The organism is Mycobacterium sp. DL592 (genome assembly GCF_011694515.1).
Classification (GTDB): Bacteria; Actinomycetota; Actinomycetes; order Mycobacteriales; family Mycobacteriaceae; genus Mycobacterium.
The window spans coordinates 20,874-36,278 of record NZ_CP050192.1 but is presented as its reverse complement, the minus strand read 5'-3'; the positions used below and the strand labels follow the sequence as shown (position 1 = coordinate 36,278).

Genomic DNA, 15,405 nt, shown 5'->3' with positions numbered 1-15,405 from the left:
ACGGTGCTGCTGCTGGTAGCGGTCACCGCACTGGTGGGGACGGCGGTGTGGATCAACTCGACCCTGCGTCACATCCCGGTGTTCAGTGCCTACACCGACCGGCCCGCGGCCGGCGCGGGGACCACCTGGCTGCTCGTCGGCTCCGACAGCCGCGAAGGGCTGACCCCCGAACAACAAGCCGAACTGGCCACCGGCGGCGACCTCGGTAACGGCCGCACCGACACCATCCTGGTGGTGCACATCCCCGCGCTGGGGTCGGCAGCGCCCACCACGATGGTGTCGATCCCGCGCGACTCCTACGTCCAGATCCCCGGCTACGGCCAGGACAAGATCAACGCCGCCTTCGCCGAGGGCGGGGCGCCACTGTTGGCACAGACCGTCGAGCAGGCCACCGGGCTGCATCTCGACCACTACGCCGAAGTCGGCTTCGGCGGGTTCGCGAGCCTGGTCGACGCCCTCGGTGGCGTGCAGGTGTGCCCCGCCGAGCCGATCAGCGACCCGCTGGCCGGTATCGAGCTGCCGGGCGGCTGTCAGACGCTCGACGGTCGCAACGCGCTCGGCTACGTCCGCAGCCGGGCCACCCCGCGCGCCGACCTGGACCGAATGATCCACCAGCGCGAGTTCATGTCCGCCCTGCTGCATCGGGCCACCAGCCCGGCGGTGTGGCTCAACCCGTGGCGCTGGTATTCGGTACCGCACGCCGCGGTGGCGTCACTGACCGTCGACGACGGCGACCACGTCTGGGATCTGGCCCGGCTGGGGTGGGCACTGCACGGGTCGACGACGACGCTGACGGTGCCGATCGGCGAGTTCACCGGCAACGAGTCCGGTTCGGTCGTGGTGTGGGATTCCGCTGCCGCGCAACAGTTGTTCGACGCGCTGCGCACCGACGCGGCGATCCCGCAGCAGGTCCTCGACGCCCAGCCCTAGTCGGGGCCCGGGACGGTCAGCCCGTTCTGCAGCCAGGCCTTCGTACGGCCCGGGTGGTTCGTCGCGATCCAGCCGACACCGAGGTCGCGGCAGTAGCCGACGTCCTCGTAGTGGTCGACGGTCCAGCAGTACATCGCACGGCCCTGCGCCGCTGCCCGGTCGACGAGCTCGGGATGCTCCCGCAAGGTGGCGATCGAGGGGCCGACGGCGGTGGCACCGACGGTGGTGGCGGCGCTGCCGCCCAGGTAACGCGACGTCTCACCGAGCAGCACCGTCGGCAGCAGAGGCGCCGCCCTGCGGATGCGCCACACCGCGGCGGCCGAGAACGACATCACCACGGCGCGCGACAGGTCCGCCGACAGCGGTGCGGCGATGCCGTAGCGGTGCAGCAGGGCCAGCACCTTGCTCTCCACCAGTGCGCCGTAGCGCACCGGGTGCTTGGTCTCGATGAAGAGCTTGACCGGCCGGTTCCAGTCCAGGACCAGACGAACCAGGTCGTCGAGGGTGAGCAGGCCGGTGTCCCCGAGGCTGCCGTCGGCGCGCCAGCTGCTGTGCCAGGCGCCCCAGTCCAGCCGCTTCAACTCGGCCAGCGTCATCTCGCTGACCAGGCCGCTCCCGGTCGAGGTGCGATCGACGCGACGGTCGTGGACACAGACCAGGTGACCGTCGCGGGTCAGCCGGACATCGCACTCGACACCGTCGGCACCTTCCTGCAGCGCCAACTCGTAGGCGGCCAGGGTGTGCTCGGGGCGATCGGCCGACGCACCCCGGTGGGCGACCACGAAAGGGTGCCCGCCGATGGCGCCGTCGGCCGTCGTCATAGCCCTATGCTGCCGGTTCCTGTCGGTCCGACTCAACCGCAGCGGCGGATTCGGTGGGGGCGGGCTGGTCGTCGGCGACGATCACCCATCGGTGCAGGGGCCGCTCGACCGGCTTGCGGACGAAACCGTCGAACACCCGCCACAGCAGCACGACGGTGGCGAGCCCGACCAGGTAGGCGATGATCACCGTGACGGTGTTGTCCGCGATGCCCTGCGGCTCTGTCGTGAAGCTCGTCGCGATACCGAAGATCGAGATGCCGGTGGAGAACAGCCATGCAATCCACCAGGCGGTGATCGGTGGGCGCAGCCGGGCATGTGAGTCCTCGGCGTGGGCGAGTTCCAGCACGAAGATGGGCGCCCAGACCAGATTGACGACGGGCACCAGGCACCCGGCCCACAACTGCCACGCCGGGCGGGGGTCCTCCTGGCCGCGGAACTGGTAGACCGCCGACCGCCGGGCGATCAGCCACGACGTCATGACGACCGCGGCCAGGATCACCGCCACGATCGCGGCGAGACTGACCAGCACGCCCAGCCACAGCGCGCCGCCGGCCACGAGTGGGGGCAGCAGCGAGGTGCGGTTGATCAGCAGCAGCACGTAACGAACGATGTGGACGGCGGCGGCCAGGCCGAAGATCGTGGCGACCGACAGCAGCGCGGCCCGGATCGTCGTCGGTGCGGGGCCACGCCTGGCGGCGGTCTGCTCGTCGGCGGCCTGCGGCGCGAGCTGGTCGTACAGGCCCCATCGCGGGATCGTGAAATAGCGTGGGGTCGGGCCGAGCGGCCGGCGTCGCCACCGCGGCGGTGGCGGCGGGCCGGGACGGACGGCGATCCAACGGAATCCGGAGGGCAGACGCGGCGTGTTGCCCTGCTGTGTCGGCGGGCGTGTCGGCGGCTGCGTCGCCGCACGTGGATCCCAGCGCGGGTCCGGCGGGGTACTCGGTGCCAGCAGCGCACCGTTGCAGCGCGGGCACCAGGCACGCTGCCGGTCGCGCACATTCCACCGCGTCCCGCATTGGGAACACACCTGAATCACCGGACCAGCCTAGCGAGGACGGCGGCGCGCGGTGGCGAAGCGACCTGTGATGGCCTCCGCTTGACCCGAGCCAAGAACTGCCTGCGGATTCCGCAGTCGATTGGCCGCCGATTCTGGCACGCAGTGCCGCTTCGGCCGCTGCACCGCCACAGCAATCCTCGGGCTATCCACAGTTTCCACAGGTTTATCCACAAGGCTCGGGGCGAGCATAGTGCCACTTAGCGCACTATGCGGGCGTGCGAAGGTGAGCAGCTTGTGGATAACCAAGGGGCCACTTAGAGGCGCGATCAACAGGTTGATCATGGTCGAGCGAAATCCGTTGGTGCCCTAAGTGCGCGGGGTAGGACCGCGACGCGCCGCGCGACACGCCGACCACCATGTGGGCCGTCTGCGCTGACCAACTCAATACCCACTGACAAGCCGGACCAATCAGCGTGTTTTGCTCACCGCGATCCTTGGCCCGCGGGCACTTCGCCCGGCGGATTTTCCTCCGGCTACAAGAGGGGTTATGATCGCGCTCACACTTGGTGCTGTGACAAATTTCACCGAGTGCGGTAGTTGAACACACAGGTCAGGACGGTTTGATGGCGTCGCAGTCAGTGGGGCCGCGGTCCACTCCGCAGCCATCGCAGTGGTACGCATCGTCGTCGACATGCAACCGCTCGTACATGATGGCCGCGATGCGCGCTGGACTGATCGCGCTGGTTCTGCTCGGGATTCTGGCCCTCATCGTCCTGTTCTGAAATCCGCGATCCGGCCCGACAGATTCAGTTCACGCGCCGTTAGCACTCGTGTCCTCTTGCGTGCCAACCGCACGGTGCCTCATCCTGATCCGAACCGACCCGCTGTCGTGTCGCACGAAGAAGTACTGAAGTGTCGCGGAGGCGAGATGGATATAGGATCCGGGCCCGCAGTTGAAGTCGCCCCCTTTCATTCTCGTGGTGCCCTCAAGGGCTTTGTCGTCTCAGGCCGGTGGCCGAACTCGACCAAGGAATGGGCGCAACTCCTGATGGTCGCGGTGCGAGTGGCGTCATTGCCCGGATTGCTCTCCACCACAACGATTTTCGGCGTCCGGGAAGAGCTTCCCGACAAACCCCAGCCAGGTACCGTCGGCCTGGTGCTCGCCGAGGGCACGGTGGTGGGCGAATCAGCCGTTCCGCCAGGGCATTTCGCCGACCGGCAGCCCCCCGCCCTGCTGATGCTGCACCCGCCGTCGGAGACCACACCGTCGCTGCCCGAATGTTCCGGTGCCGCGTCAGGATGCGTGCTGCTGCCCGGGCTGCCACATCTGGGGCTCGAGCATCGGGCCGCCTGGGTCGAGGCCGAGTCCGACGGCACCATCACCAGCATGGTGAGCCGGGTCGGTGTCGACCCGATCAGCCATCCGGACACCGCAATCCTGGCAATGTTGCTTGCGGCATAGCAGGATTCGGTAACTCGACATCTCGGGTTACGGCCACCCGAACATCGCTCTCCGGCTAGCGCGCCCTGATCAGGGTCGCTAGCGTTGGACGCGTCAGCGAAGGGGAGTAGCCCCCAATCGTCGAGTCGACATACTGGCGAAAGCCCGGCCGGCGAACCGGATCTCTGGTCCGGTGGGTGAGACCTTCGACCGGATGCCCGGCGGCCCGTGTACGCGCAGCCACGGGCAGCGTGTCGGAAGGTCGTGGCAGATGCTCACCGCAGCTCTGGTCAGCCTCGGAGTGGTTTTCCTCGCCGAGCTCGGCGACAAGTCCCAGCTGATCACCATGACCTATGCGCTGCGCCATCGCTGGTGGGTGGTGCTGAGCGGCGTCGGTATCGCGGCATTCCTGGTGCACGGCGTGTCGGTGACAATCGGCCATTTCCTCGGGCTGACGCTGCCCGAGCGTCCGATCGCTTTCGCCGCCGCAATCGCATTCCTGGGGTTCGCGTGGTGGACCTGGCGCGAGACGTCCGCCGACGACGAGGATCCCGACACCGCCCCGCCACCGGCCGAGCCGCGGTTCGTTGTTCTGGCGGTGGTGTCCTCGTTCGTCCTGGCCGAGCTCGGCGATAAGACGATGCTGGCCACGGTCGCACTGGCAAGCGACTACAACTGGGCCGGAGTGTGGATCGGCGCGACCGTGGGCATGGTGCTCGCCGACGGCGTGGCGATCGCCGCGGGCCGTCTACTGCATCGCCGCCTGCCCGAACGGCTCCTGCACGTGATGGCCAGCCTGCTCTTCCTGCTGTTCGGCCTCTGGATGCTGTTCGATGCCGCGCTGGGCTGGCGCACGGTCGCGATTACCGCGACCGCCGCGGTGGCCCTGGCCGCCATTGGGGCCGGCGGGCTGCGGTTCTGGCGTGCCAGGCGTCAGAACGGCGCCCCGGCCACCTCGCCGCAGCCCGACAATTGAGCGCAGCAAAGCGAATATTGACCGCAACTGATTCCGTAGGTGGTTGCCCAGCAGTACCGGCGGTATCTCCCGGGCCGGTGGCGGGCCCAATGCTGAGCCAGACCCGTCCCGACCACCGCATTCTTTGCCTAACGCCATTCGGGGATGGCCGCGCCGGCGGTGCCGCGGACGCATAGAAAAGTTTGCCCAGAGGTCAAAAATGACCGCCCGCGTCAATTATGCGATAGTTTGCACTTGGTTGTCGGCACATGTGTCGCTACGATGATCAGCAAATAAGCCTACGGAAACGATCGCTCTTCTATGCATGTGGAGGTCAATGAGATGAGCACGACGTTCGCCGCGCGCCTGAATCGCCTGTTCGACACGGTGTATCCGCCCGGCCGCGGCCCTCATACCTCCGCCGAAGTGATCGCCGCGCTCAAGGCTGAAGGCGTCACGATGTCGGCCCCGTACCTGTCGCAGCTGCGCTCAGGCAACCGGACCAATCCGTCGTCGACCACGATGACGGCGCTTGCCAACTTCTTCCGGATCAAGCCGGCGTACTTCACCGACGATGAGTACTACGAGAAGCTCGACAAGGAGCTGACGTGGCTCGCGAACATGCGTGACGAGGGTGTGCGCCGGATTGCCGCACGGACGGTCGGACTGTCCCCCGAGGCTCAGCAGGACATCGTCCACAAGGTCGACGAACTGCGCCGCCAGGAGCACCTCGACGATTAGCCCGGCACTCCCCTCGCTGGAGTCGCGGCAACATCGAAACGCTGTTCAGGCGGTCTTGAGCTTCGTCAGCACGCTGTATTGGCGGGCGATCTCCAGGATCCATTCCCGGTCCGAGTAGTTCTCTGGCTGCCGCAGCCATTCCAGACCGGGAAACTCACCCTTGACGGCCGGATTGGCCACCCGCGGGGTGTCCCGCCCTGCCCCGATCCACGCCGCGATTGCGGCTGCCTGCTCGGTCGGGCTGACGGTGGGCCGCTGCGCATCGGTCAGTACGTCCAGTGCGGTGTGGTCGCTTCGGCCGGCGTGCGCCCGTTGGGCGACGGTGGCCTCGAGATAGAGCGCATCGGAGATCAGTGACAGCCGTTCGGCGACCCGGAAGACCAGCGGGCCGCGCGGGCGCTCACCGATGCCGACGTCAGGCTGGCGGCGTTCCAGTTCCTGCAGCAGCGGATCGATCAGCTTGAGTTCACGCCGCCCGCCGAACCAGTCCTCGATGGCCGGCAACAGCGATCCGGCCGCGACGATCGCCATCGCCGCACCCAGCAGCGTGGCGGCCGTGCCCACCCCGACCAGTTGGGTGCTACCCACTGCGCGAATCAGGAAGAACGCGCTGGCCGCGACGATCAGCGCGATGCCGACGGTGAACACGAACAATGCCCGGCCCCGCCGGGTGCGGTTGGAGTGCCGCATTCCCGCCCACAGCACAAGCGTCAACGCGAGCAACACGTAGAGCAGCGGCAACAGCCACGGCAGCGAGGTCTTCGAGGAGCCGAGGTTGCGGCTCAGGTACTCCTGCGGGGCCATCTCGGGCTGCTCGCCACCGGCGAAGAACAGCACCAGGGTGACGGCCGCGATCACCGCGGCGATCAGGTATTGGACGATCGCGATGCGCCGGGCGACCGCCGGGCTCCGGCTGGAGGCGACCGTGGTGATCATGACGCAGCTCCCGGCGGCGCAGGCGATCAGCGCCACCTGGCTCAGCCCGATCGAGATGTTCGCCCAGTGCAGGGTGGTGTCGAGCAACAGCGTCAGCGGGGGCCAGTTCAGGGCGGCGACCAGGGCCAGGCTGCCGAGCGCGACGATCATCGCGGTGCTGACGACCGACTGCTTGTTGACCAATGCCCACCCGATACGCAGGCCGGTGGCCATCCCCAGGAGACCGGCGATCACCCAGACGATCAACCAAACGCCTCTCCGAGGCGGACTTGCACGATCGAGGACCGGTCCGACGGGAGCCGGCCGAGCCGGTAGAGCAGAAGCGCCGCGAAGTCCTCGGCCTCCTGCTCGGCGTCCTCGCCGCTGGGGCCCATGCACCCGGTGCGCTGGTTGAGCATGTAGCCGATCAGGTCGTCGCTGGCCACTTCGGCCACGTCGCGGGCCGCTTCGGTGACGGGTATGCCGTAGTGGCCCAGGACCAGGTGGCCCAGTTCGTGGGCCAGGGTGCGGTCCCAGGTCGGCAGGCCGTGCTGGATCAGGAATACGTCGTGGTCGGCGTACTGGCGCCACTGGCCGCACACCCCGGGCGGCAGATCGGCCATGGTGATCTCGATGGGCCTGCCCTGCTGCTTGCTGACGGCCGCCACCAGGCGGACCAGCGAGACTTCGCCGTGCCGGGGAGCCAGGTCCAGGACGTCGTTCACCGCCTTGGTCACTTGGCGACTGGCCGACATCTGAACCCCTTCCCAGTCGGCTGCGGGTCTGGACGCCCTTACCTACCGTTAGCGCAGGAACCGTGCGGTGCCTGCGGCCCGCACTCCGTGCCCGGCCTTGGCTTGGCGGTATCCGAAGACACCACCAAGGGCCGTCAGGGCGAGGAGGCCGGCGAATCCCGGCAGCGCCAGCGCGGCGACCTCCCCAATTTTGGCCTCCCGAAGGTACTCGGGATAGCCCACCCTAAACGACGGCGGTGCTTCTGTACCGCTGCCGGCGCTGGCGGGCAGTCGCTCCCGCCCGGCGGTGGGTTCCTTGGCCGGATTTGCGCGGCCCGGGCCGGATTCGGCCGGGGCGCTCGAGTTGGGTCCACCGATGGGGCGCAGCGGGGCTTCGAAGACCGGGGGCAGCCCGATCACCGGGGGCATCTCGAGCGGGGCCGGCTCACCGGTGGGCACCGGCGGGGCCTGCTCGCCGCCGGCGCTGACGGGAGTGGGCTCCGAGGGGACCCCGGGGACCTTCGGGACCGTGACCGGCGGAAAGCCGATCCCGCCGCCACTTCCGCCGCCCGCGCTCTGCGGCGGGCGGGCGATGCCGACGCTGGGTGCCGGCGATCCCACGCTTCCGTCGTTCCCGCCGTTTCCGGGGTCGTGGCACGGCGGCCACGGCCAGGGCCAGTTCGGGTAGTCCGGATCCTCAGGGAATCCGGGGACCTCGCTGCCCGGGTAGCCCACGTTGTCGCCCGGTTGGTTCGGGGGTCCCGGCAGCTGGTTGGCCCGCGGATAGCGGTGTGCTCCGGGACGGCCGGCAACCTGGCTCGGGCCGGTGTCGTCACCCGGCACGGCGGTGTCGCCGGGCGCGGGTGGGCTGCCGTGGCGGCCGCCCGGCCGACGATCGCGATGGCCCCCGACGTCGGTCGCGCCCTGGCCGTTGCTGGCCTCGCCTTCGTCGGTGTCGGCGGTCGTCGGCCCGTTATGAACCGTGCCAGGCTCTGCAGCGGCCGGTACCGCCGCCAGCGTGCCCGCACCGCCGTAGAACACACCGCCGGCGATCATCCAGCTAATCGCAGCGGCCCTCACGGACGACCGGTTCACAGGGTTCCTCGAGTTAGCGGCGCATAGGGTGCGCCGGGTCGGAAGCGTCCCGATCATTGTGGCATAGGCGCAGGTCGTGATCTGCCGCCTTGGGCCGGGCGATAGGGTGGGAACACCTGGTCGCGAGCCCACCTCGCCGATCGCCGACGACCTACCCGGGAGGCAGCAGGGATGGGCCTGTTCACCAAGCGCAAAAGCCGTGCCACCCGTCGTGCGGAGGCCCGCGCGATCAAGGCCCGCGCCAAGCTGGAAGCCCGGCTCGGCGCCAAGAACGAGGCCAAGCGCATCAAGGCCACCGAGCGGGCCGAGAACAGGGCGATCAAGGCTCAGCTGAAGGCGGCCAAGGACTCCGACCGGGCGGCGGTGAAGGTTGCCGAGGCGGAGCTGAAGGCCGTCCGCGAGGGCAAACTTCTGTCCCCCACCCGGATCCGCCGGGCGCTGACGGTTTCGCGCCTGTTGGCCCCGGTCGTGGTGCCGATCGCCTACCGCGCCGCCATCGCCGCCCGCGGGGTCATCGACGAGCGTCGCGCAGACCGGCTCGGTGTCCCGCTGAGCCAGCTCGGCCAATTCTCCGGGCAGGGCGGGCAGCTGTCCGCGCGGATCGCCGGGGCGGAAAGCTCGCTGCGTGCGGTGGCCGACAGGAAGCCCAAAGACGCCGAGACCAAGCAGTTCGTCGCCGCGATGACCGAGCGCCTGAGCTCGCTGTCGGCGGCGGTGACGGCGGCCGAGAACATGCCGGGCCCACGACGCCGGGAAGCCCATGCCGCGATCTCCGAACAGCTCGACGGCATCGACGCCGACCTGATGGCTCGCCTCGGCGTGCTCTGACCCCGATGCGCACCCGGTCCACCGATCCCGACGCGTTGCGCGGGATGGCGGTCGGATCGCTGACGGCTGTGCTCGCGGTGACCGCGCACGGCGCCGCCGGAGCGACGGTTTCCGGTGCTGCCCTGGCGTTGTTGCTGCTTGCCTCGGCCGGTGTCGGTGGCCTGGCCGGCTCGGTGCGGCGCGCCGGTGAACCCGCGGTCCTGGTCGGCGTGCTGGCGCTGGGGCAGGTCCTCGGTCACCTCATCCTGGCCGCGGCGGGCCATGTGCACGGCGGGTCGCCCAGCGGAGCGATGCTGTCGGCGCACCTGATCGCCGTGGTGGCCGCTGGGCTGCTGCTGGCCGGCGCCGAGCGGCTGTATCGGACGCTGTCGAGTGTGCTGACGGCTCCCGGCGGGCGCCCCAGCTGCCTGCCGATGGTGCGCCAGCCGCTGGCCCCGGACCCCGCCGATCACCCGTTGCAATCCAGACTCATTGTCGCCGTGTCGATTTCGCATCGAGGACCGCCTGCCTGGCGTTGACCCGAATCAGCGAAACTTCGACAACAGAAAGCACAACTCCATGAAGACCAACCACCAGCTGGTGCCGCGCGCCCTCACCACGGCCGCGGTTACCGCCACCCTGACCCTCGGGGCCTGGATCTGCGCGGCCGGCGCGGGCGCCCACGTCCACGTCGAGTCCGATCATGCCATCCGGGGCGACGACGCACTGGTCACCTTCCAGGTGCCCAATGAGTCGGAAAAAGGCTCTGCCACAACGCAAGTCACGATCACCCTGCCGAACGTCGCATCGGCGAGCACCGACGTGCTGCCCGGCTGGACGGCAAAACTCGACCGCAACGCAGCTGGCGCATACAGCTCCGTCACGTTCACCGCGACACCCAATGCGGGCATCGGGGCCCAGCAGTTCGAACTGTTCCCGATCTCCGTGCAGCTACCCGACGCCGACTCGGTGACGTTCCCGGTGGTGCAGACCTATGCCGACGGCACCACAGTGCACTGGGATCAGCCACCGCTGGCCAACGGCGAGGAACCCGAATTCCCCGTACCGACGTTGACGCTGGCCGCCGGACCCCACGAGGCCGAGGAACACCACGCGACACCGACCGCACCACCCGCGTCGGCCGCGCCGTCGGTCAGCGCCGCCCCTGCCGCCGCACCGGCCGCCGCACCGGACAACACCGCCAGGGCCCTGGCCGGCGGTGCCCTGCTGGTCGGCGCGATCGGCGTCGGCGTCGCACTCGCACGGCGCCGGACGTGAGGAAGCTGCTCGCAACGGTCCTGCTGATCGCCGTCATGGCGGTCAGCGGGACCGGCGTGGCCTGGGCGCACGCCGTGCGGGTGGCGGCAGATCCCGCCCCCGACGCGTCGGTCGCCGCCGGCCCGAGCCGGGTCACCGCCACCTTCAACGAGCAGTTGCAGGCCGACTTCGCCGCGATGACGGTAGTGGGGCCGGACGGCAACCTCTGGTCAGACGGAGCGCCCCAGGTTCAGGGGGCCACCGTCGGCGTCGCGGTGCGTCCGCTCGGGCCCGCGGGCGTCTACACGGTGAACTACCGGGTCACCTCGGCCGACGGCCACGTCGTGTCCGGCTCGTGGTCGTTCACGCTGACGACCGCCGGGGCGGGCACTCCGGGCCCGTCGGCCTCGGCCGCCGGATCGTCGGACGGGGGCCTGCCGGTGTGGCCGTTCCTGGCCGGGGCCGCGCTACTGATCGCCGCCGGCGCGGCGTGGGCGTTGCGACGCCGGGCGTGACACCGACCGGCCGACACCTGCTGGGCGGCGTGGCGCTCGCCGCCACCCTGGCGTGGGCGCTGGCCTGGCTGCTGGCCGGCGGCCAGGCCGCTCCCGCGCAGTCGGCGGTCCGGGCGGTCGCTGACGGGGCCGCCGTCGTCGCGCTGGGGCTGGCTGTGCTGCCCGCACTCGACGACGTGCGCCACCGGGCGGGCACATTCCGCGCTACCACCGGTCCGCTGCTGACGGTGAGCGTGGCGTGGCTGCTGGCCGAAGCGGTCCGGTTGGCGATGTCGGCGGCACAGGCCGCCGACGTGCCGCTGTCCCGGCTGCGGCTGTCCACCGCCTCGGAGTTCGCCACCACGATCGCCGGGCGGGCCGGCGTGATCAGCCTGGTCTGCGCGGCCGCAGCGATACTCGCCACTGTGATCGTGCCGGGTCAGGCCGCGGGGCGCATCGTCGTCACCGCGGCCGTCGCGATCGGCCTCGGGGCCCGCGCAGTGTCCGGGCATCTGGCCGACAGCACCGTGGGGGCGTTGGCGATCGTCGTGCACATCCTTGCCGCGGCACTGTGGTGCGGCGGCCTGGCCGCGATCGCACTGACCGTCGAGCATCGGGGTCACTGGGCCCGAGTACTGCCGCGGTTCTCCGGGTTGGCGCTGGTGTGCGTGGCGGCGCTGCTGGCGGCCGGCACGCTCGGCGCGCTGGTCACCGTGCCGGGCCCGGGTGCGCTGGTGAGCACGGGTTACGGCCGGCTGGTGCTGGCCAAGGCCCTCGTGGCGGCACTGCTGCTGCTGTTGGGCTGGTTGAACAGGATCGGTTGGGTGCCCGCTGCGCAGGCTCACCGGATGACGGCGACGCAGTCGCGGGGCCGGGCACAACGCGAGATCGCCTTGATGGTCGTTGCCCTGACACTGGGCGCGGCCCTGTCGGTTGCCGGTTAGCCGGGCGGCCCTTCTGCAGCCGCTGGCATGATGGGTACCGCTTGGCGTAGGTGAGAAGACACTGCAAAGGAGCAGCCCGATGGCAGAAGCTCAGGACCAGCCCGACGAGGGTGGTACCACGCCGCCGGAGCCGCAACAGCCCGAGGAGGTCGTCGCGAAGAAGGCTCCGGCCAAAAAGGCACCCGCCAAAAAGGCACCGGTGAAGAAGGCCCCCACCAAAAAGGCGCCGGCCAAGAAGGCACCCGCCAAGAAGGTCCCCCCGCCTGCGCTGGACGCGGCCGTGCCACCGCCCGCGCTCGACGCTCCGGCCACCCACGCGGCGCTGGCAGCCGGCAACGGGTCCCCGCCGCTGGCCGAGGCTGCCCGGGAGGCCGCCGCCAACGCGAAGTCGTCGGTGGAGCAGGCCGCCAGCCCGCTGTCGAAGCCGTCGACGCCGGCCGTCCCGGACACCGGCCGGTCGCCGCTGCCGTTCGCGGTGGCATTCGCCGTGGCCGTCCTGCTCGCATTGCTCATTCGGCGCCGGCGTCACGCCTCCGACGAATGAGGCGGCGCGCATGACCGTCGCCTTCCGCCCGACTGCCGATCTCGTCGACGACATCGGGCCCGACGTCCGCAGCTGCGATGTCCAGTTCCGTCAGTTCGGTGGGCGAAGCGAATTCGCCGGGCCGATCAGCACGGTGCGCTGCTTTCAGGACAACGCCCTGCTCAAGTCGGTGCTGAGTGAACCCGGCGAGGGGCGCGTGCTGGTCATCGACGGTGAGGCCTCGGTGCACGCCGCTCTGGTCGGCGACATCATCGCCGAGTTGGCGCGCTCCAACGGCTGGGCCGGTCTGGTCGTGCACGGCGCGGTGCGTGACGCCGCGACGCTGCGCACCCTCGACATCGGCATCAAGGCGCTGGGCACCAATCCCCGCAAGAGCTCCAAGACCGGTGCCGGCGAGCGTGATGTGCCCGTGAGTTTCGGCGGTGTCACCTTCACCCCGGGCGAGCTGGCCTACAGCGATGACGACGGGATCGTCGTCGTCACGAACGACTAAACCCCAACCGCTGCTCGCTGTTTGGAGAACTGCAGCGCCTCGTCGTCGACCTTGCCGTGCCGGATCAGCCGAAGGTCCAGCAGATAGTTCTGCTTGAGCCGCCACGGCGCCCGCGAGCCGGCCTTGGGCAGCCGGTCCAGCGCACGCAGCACGTAACCGGGGGTGAAGTCCAGCAATGGGCGTTCGTCGACGCCGGCATCCGGGCTCGCGGGTTCGACGTGGTCGTATCCGCCCGCGTCCATGTGATTGAGTACGCGGCAGACGAATTCGGAGACCAGGTCGGCTTTGAGGGTCCACGATGCGTTGGTGTAGCCGATCGTGAAGGCCATGTTCGGCACACCGGAGAGCATCATGCCCTTGTAGGCCATGGTGGTGGTCAGGTCCAGGGGTTGCCCGTCTTTGCGGATGTCCGCCCCGCCGAAGAGCTGGAGGTTCAAACCCGTTGCGGTGACGATGATGTCGGCTGGCAGTTCCTGCCCGGAGCTCAGTGCGATGCCCGTCTCGGTGAAACGCTCGATGGTGTCGGTCACCACGTCGGCGTGGCCCTTGCGGATGGTCCGGAACAGATCGCCGTTGGGGGCCAGGCACAGTCGTTCGTCCCACACCTTGTAGGAGGGGCCGAAGTGCTTCTCGACGTCGTAGCCCGCCGGCAGCCGGCGCTGGGCCATGGTCATCAATTGCTTGCGCATGAAGTTGGGGAAGCGGCGGGCCAGCCGGTACTGGGCGGACTGGAACAGGATGCTCTTCCACCGGTTCACCACGTAGGCCGGCTTGGCGGGCAGCAGCTTGCTGACCCGGCTGGCGAACGGGTCGACGTCGGGTAGCGCGCCGATGTAGGTCGGTGAGCGCTGCAGCATCGTCACGTGCGCGGCGCCCGAATTGGCAAGCGCGGGAATCAGAGTCACCGCGGTGGCGCCGCTGCCGATAACAACGATCCGCTTGCCGGTGTAGTCGAGGTCCTCGGGCCAGTGTTGCGGGTGCACGATGGTGCCGGTGAAGTCCTGGGCGCCGGGGAACTCGGGCGAGTAGCCCTCGTCGTAGTTGTAGTAGCCGCTGCAGGCGAACAGGAATGAGCAGGTGATATCGCGCTGCTCACCGTCCGCCTCGACTCGCACGGTCCACTGGTTGTCGGCGGTTGACCACTCGGCACTGACCACCCGCTGGCCGTAGCGGATGTGGCGGTCGATTCCGTACTCGCGCACGGTCTCCCGCAGGTATCGCATGATCGAGGGACCGTCGGCGATCGCCTTGGTGTCCGTCCACGGCTTGAACCGGAAGCCGAGGGTGAACATGTCGGAGTCCGACCGGATGCCGGGGTACTTGAACAGATCCCAGGTGCCGCCGAGATCGGTCCGGCGTTCGAGCACCACGAAGGTCTTGGCCGGGCAGCGGTCCTTCAGATGCCAGGCGGCGCTGATTCCAGAGATCCCGGCACCAACGATCACCACATCGACGTGTTCGGTCATCCGGCCACGCTATCAACGCCGTGTTGAATAGGTCAACGCTATGTCGATAAATTCAACACCCTGTAAAGTAACCGCTGTGACCGCCGCAAGCCCGTCCCGTCCGCGGGGCCGCCGCGCCACCCGTCCCTCGGGCGACGAACGCGAATCGGCGATCCTGGACACGCTGGAACGGATGCTCGAGCAGCGGCCGTTCAGCGAGATCTCGGTCGACGACCTCGCCAAGGGCGCGGGTCTGTCGCGGCCGACCTTCTACTTCTACTTCGCCTCCAAGGAAGCCGTGCTGGTGCGGCTGTTCGAGCGGATGACCGCCGCCACCGACCCGGCAGCCCAGCAGTCTGCCGGCCCGAAGGCCGCCGACAATCCCGAACTGTTCTGGCGCAACGGCATCTTCGCGTTCTTCGCAGCGTTGCGCCCACACCGCAACGTGGCGGTTGCGGGGCTGACCGCGATGGCGTCGAGCCCCGAATTACGCCAGCTGTGGTCGAGGTTCATGACGGCGTGGATCGATCACACCGCCGAACTGATCGAGGCCGAGCGGGCCCGGGGAGCGGCGCCCGACACCATCCCGGCGCGCGACCTCGCGACCGCATTGAACCTGATGAACGAGCGCGTCGTGTTCGCCTCGCAGGGCGACCAGCAGCCCACCCTTCCCGAAGACGCCGCTCTCGACGCCGTCGCGCACGTCTGGGTGACAAGCATCTACGGCTCCACCCAGGCATGACAGACGTCACTTCGAAAGCGACTGCTTCGTAAAGAGGACGGATCCTCCTC

19 protein-coding genes are annotated in these 15,405 nt (G+C 69.2%); 13 read left to right on the top strand and 6 right to left on the bottom strand.

Going from position 1 to position 15,405, the window contains the following annotated elements; all coding sequences use genetic code 11:
- Positions 1-3 precede the first annotated feature (3 nt).
- Positions 4-930 (top strand): LCP family protein, encoded by a 927-nt coding sequence (locus HBE64_RS00160; RefSeq protein WP_167108386.1) that lies wholly within the window; start codon positions 4-6, stop codon positions 928-930.
- Here the strand turns inward: HBE64_RS00160 and HBE64_RS00155 are convergent.
- Positions 927-1,751 carry a glycerophosphodiester phosphodiesterase gene (locus HBE64_RS00155; protein WP_167096644.1) on the bottom strand — a complete coding sequence of 275 codons (825 nt, stop codon included), beginning with the start codon at positions 1,749-1,751 and terminating at the stop codon, positions 927-929. The genes HBE64_RS00160 and HBE64_RS00155 overlap by 4 nt on opposite strands.
- A 4-nt stretch (positions 1,752-1,755) precedes the next feature.
- Entirely contained in the window at positions 1,756-2,787 is a 1,032-nt protein-coding gene (locus HBE64_RS00150) for a DUF4328 domain-containing protein (RefSeq protein WP_167096642.1), read from the bottom strand.
- A gap of 584 nt (positions 2,788-3,371) precedes the next feature.
- Here HBE64_RS00150 and HBE64_RS00145 point away from each other — a divergent pair.
- The 4 genes from HBE64_RS00145 (at position 3,372) to HBE64_RS00130 (ending at position 5,885) form a co-directional block, all read left to right on the top strand.
- Positions 3,372-3,530: a hypothetical protein gene (locus HBE64_RS00145; RefSeq protein WP_167096640.1), complete on the top strand. Its 159-nt coding sequence runs from the start codon at positions 3,372-3,374 to the stop codon at positions 3,528-3,530.
- Between the two features lie 146 nt (positions 3,531-3,676).
- Complete coding sequence (locus HBE64_RS00140) at positions 3,677-4,210, top strand: peptidase (RefSeq protein WP_167096638.1); 534 nt, start codon at positions 3,677-3,679, stop codon at positions 4,208-4,210.
- A 250-nt stretch (positions 4,211-4,460) separates the two neighbouring features.
- Positions 4,461-5,165: a TMEM165/GDT1 family protein gene (locus tag HBE64_RS00135; protein WP_167096636.1), complete on the top strand. Its 705-nt coding sequence runs from the start codon at positions 4,461-4,463 to the stop codon at positions 5,163-5,165.
- Positions 5,166-5,486: 321 nt separating this feature from the next.
- The gene (locus HBE64_RS00130; RefSeq protein ID WP_167096634.1) at positions 5,487-5,885 is read left to right on the top strand and encodes a helix-turn-helix transcriptional regulator; all 399 of its coding nucleotides are present in this window, start codon (positions 5,487-5,489) and stop codon (positions 5,883-5,885) included.
- Positions 5,886-5,930: 45 nt separating this feature from the next.
- On the opposite strand, the gene HBE64_RS00125 is transcribed toward HBE64_RS00130, so the two are convergent.
- Genes HBE64_RS00125 through HBE64_RS00115 form a run of 3 tightly spaced genes read right to left on the bottom strand, consistent with a single transcriptional unit; the run spans position 5,931 to position 8,590 of the window.
- Complete coding sequence (locus tag HBE64_RS00125; RefSeq protein WP_167096632.1) at positions 5,931-7,067, bottom strand: hypothetical protein; 1,137 nt, start codon at positions 7,065-7,067, stop codon at positions 5,931-5,933.
- Positions 7,064-7,555 carry an ImmA/IrrE family metallo-endopeptidase gene (locus HBE64_RS00120; RefSeq protein ID WP_167096630.1) on the bottom strand — a complete coding sequence of 164 codons (492 nt, stop codon included), beginning with the start codon at positions 7,553-7,555 and terminating at the stop codon, positions 7,064-7,066. Before HBE64_RS00120 ends, HBE64_RS00125 begins: the two co-directional genes overlap by 4 nt.
- Before the next feature lie 48 nt (positions 7,556-7,603).
- Complete coding sequence (locus HBE64_RS00115) at positions 7,604-8,590, bottom strand: hypothetical protein (RefSeq protein WP_167096628.1); 987 nt, start codon at positions 8,588-8,590, stop codon at positions 7,604-7,606.
- A 210-nt stretch (positions 8,591-8,800) separates the two neighbouring features.
- Here HBE64_RS00115 and HBE64_RS00110 point away from each other — a divergent pair, with 210 nt between their 5' ends.
- The 7 genes from HBE64_RS00110 to rraA all read left to right on the top strand — a co-directional run bounded on the left by HBE64_RS00110 (position 8,801) and on the right by rraA (position 13,168).
- Entirely contained in the window at positions 8,801-9,457 is a 657-nt protein-coding gene (locus HBE64_RS00110; protein WP_167096626.1) for a DUF6474 family protein, read from the top strand.
- A 5-nt stretch (positions 9,458-9,462) separates the two neighbouring features.
- Positions 9,463-9,975: a hypothetical protein gene (locus HBE64_RS00105; protein WP_167096624.1), complete on the top strand. Its 513-nt coding sequence runs from the start codon at positions 9,463-9,465 to the stop codon at positions 9,973-9,975.
- A gap of 40 nt (positions 9,976-10,015) precedes the next feature.
- Entirely contained in the window at positions 10,016-10,714 is a 699-nt protein-coding gene (locus tag HBE64_RS00100; RefSeq protein WP_167096622.1) for a YcnI family protein, read from the top strand.
- Entirely contained in the window at positions 10,711-11,208 is a 498-nt protein-coding gene (locus HBE64_RS00095; protein ID WP_371744051.1) for a copper resistance protein CopC, read from the top strand. Before HBE64_RS00100 ends, HBE64_RS00095 begins: the two co-directional genes overlap by 4 nt.
- Positions 11,205-12,131 carry a copper resistance D family protein gene (locus HBE64_RS00090; RefSeq protein ID WP_243841447.1) on the top strand — a complete coding sequence of 309 codons (927 nt, stop codon included), beginning with the start codon at positions 11,205-11,207 and terminating at the stop codon, positions 12,129-12,131. The genes HBE64_RS00095 and HBE64_RS00090 overlap by 4 nt, the downstream gene beginning before the upstream one ends.
- Positions 12,132-12,210: 79 nt before the next feature.
- Complete coding sequence (locus tag HBE64_RS00085) at positions 12,211-12,675, top strand: nucleoid-structuring protein H-NS (RefSeq protein WP_167096620.1); 465 nt, start codon at positions 12,211-12,213, stop codon at positions 12,673-12,675.
- Positions 12,676-12,685: 10 nt separating this feature from the next.
- Positions 12,686-13,168, top strand: a complete 483-nt coding sequence (gene rraA / locus HBE64_RS00080; RefSeq protein ID WP_167096618.1) for a ribonuclease E activity regulator RraA — start codon at positions 12,686-12,688, stop codon at positions 13,166-13,168.
- Here rraA and HBE64_RS00075 read toward each other — a convergent pair.
- The gene (locus HBE64_RS00075; protein WP_167096616.1) at positions 13,165-14,634 is read right to left on the bottom strand and encodes an NAD(P)/FAD-dependent oxidoreductase; all 1,470 of its coding nucleotides are present in this window, start codon (positions 14,632-14,634) and stop codon (positions 13,165-13,167) included. The two genes, rraA and HBE64_RS00075, sit on opposite strands and share 4 nt — an antisense overlap.
- A 40-nt stretch (positions 14,635-14,674) precedes the next feature.
- Between HBE64_RS00075 and HBE64_RS00070 the strand changes: the two genes are divergently transcribed.
- Positions 14,675-15,355, top strand: a complete 681-nt coding sequence (locus HBE64_RS00070; RefSeq protein WP_167096614.1) for a TetR/AcrR family transcriptional regulator — start codon at positions 14,675-14,677, stop codon at positions 15,353-15,355.
- The last annotated feature ends 50 nt before the right edge of the window (positions 15,356-15,405 follow it).

Bases quoted from the DNA above. Each gene is read 5' to 3' on its own strand.
- HBE64_RS00140 (WP_167096638.1), top strand. From the start codon at position 3,677: ATGGATATAGGATCCGGGCCCGCAGTTGAAGTCGCCCCCTTTCATTCT.
- HBE64_RS00085 (WP_167096620.1), top strand. From the start codon at position 12,211: ATGGCAGAAGCTCAGGACCAGCCCGACGAGGGTGGTACCACGCCGCCG.
- HBE64_RS00075 (WP_167096616.1), bottom strand. From the start codon at position 14,634: ATGACCGAACACGTCGATGTGGTGATCGTTGGTGCCGGGATCTCTGGA.
- HBE64_RS00105 (WP_167096624.1), top strand. From the start codon at position 9,463: ATGCGCACCCGGTCCACCGATCCCGACGCGTTGCGCGGGATGGCGGTC.
- HBE64_RS00070 (WP_167096614.1), top strand. From the start codon at position 14,675: ATGTCGATAAATTCAACACCCTGTAAAGTAACCGCTGTGACCGCCGCA.
- HBE64_RS00110 (WP_167096626.1), top strand. From the start codon at position 8,801: ATGGGCCTGTTCACCAAGCGCAAAAGCCGTGCCACCCGTCGTGCGGAG.
- HBE64_RS00145 (WP_167096640.1), top strand. From the start codon at position 3,372: ATGGCGTCGCAGTCAGTGGGGCCGCGGTCCACTCCGCAGCCATCGCAG.
- HBE64_RS00135 (WP_167096636.1), top strand. From the start codon at position 4,461: ATGCTCACCGCAGCTCTGGTCAGCCTCGGAGTGGTTTTCCTCGCCGAG.
- HBE64_RS00115 (WP_167096628.1), bottom strand. From the start codon at position 8,590: ATGATCGCCGGCGGTGTGTTCTACGGCGGTGCGGGCACGCTGGCGGCG.
- HBE64_RS00130 (WP_167096634.1), top strand. From the start codon at position 5,487: ATGAGCACGACGTTCGCCGCGCGCCTGAATCGCCTGTTCGACACGGTG.
- HBE64_RS00155 (WP_167096644.1), bottom strand. From the start codon at position 1,751: ATGACGACGGCCGACGGCGCCATCGGCGGGCACCCTTTCGTGGTCGCC.
- HBE64_RS00100 (WP_167096622.1), top strand. From the start codon at position 10,016: ATGAAGACCAACCACCAGCTGGTGCCGCGCGCCCTCACCACGGCCGCG.
- rraA (WP_167096618.1), top strand. From the start codon at position 12,686: ATGACCGTCGCCTTCCGCCCGACTGCCGATCTCGTCGACGACATCGGG.
- HBE64_RS00120 (WP_167096630.1), bottom strand. From the start codon at position 7,555: ATGTCGGCCAGTCGCCAAGTGACCAAGGCGGTGAACGACGTCCTGGAC.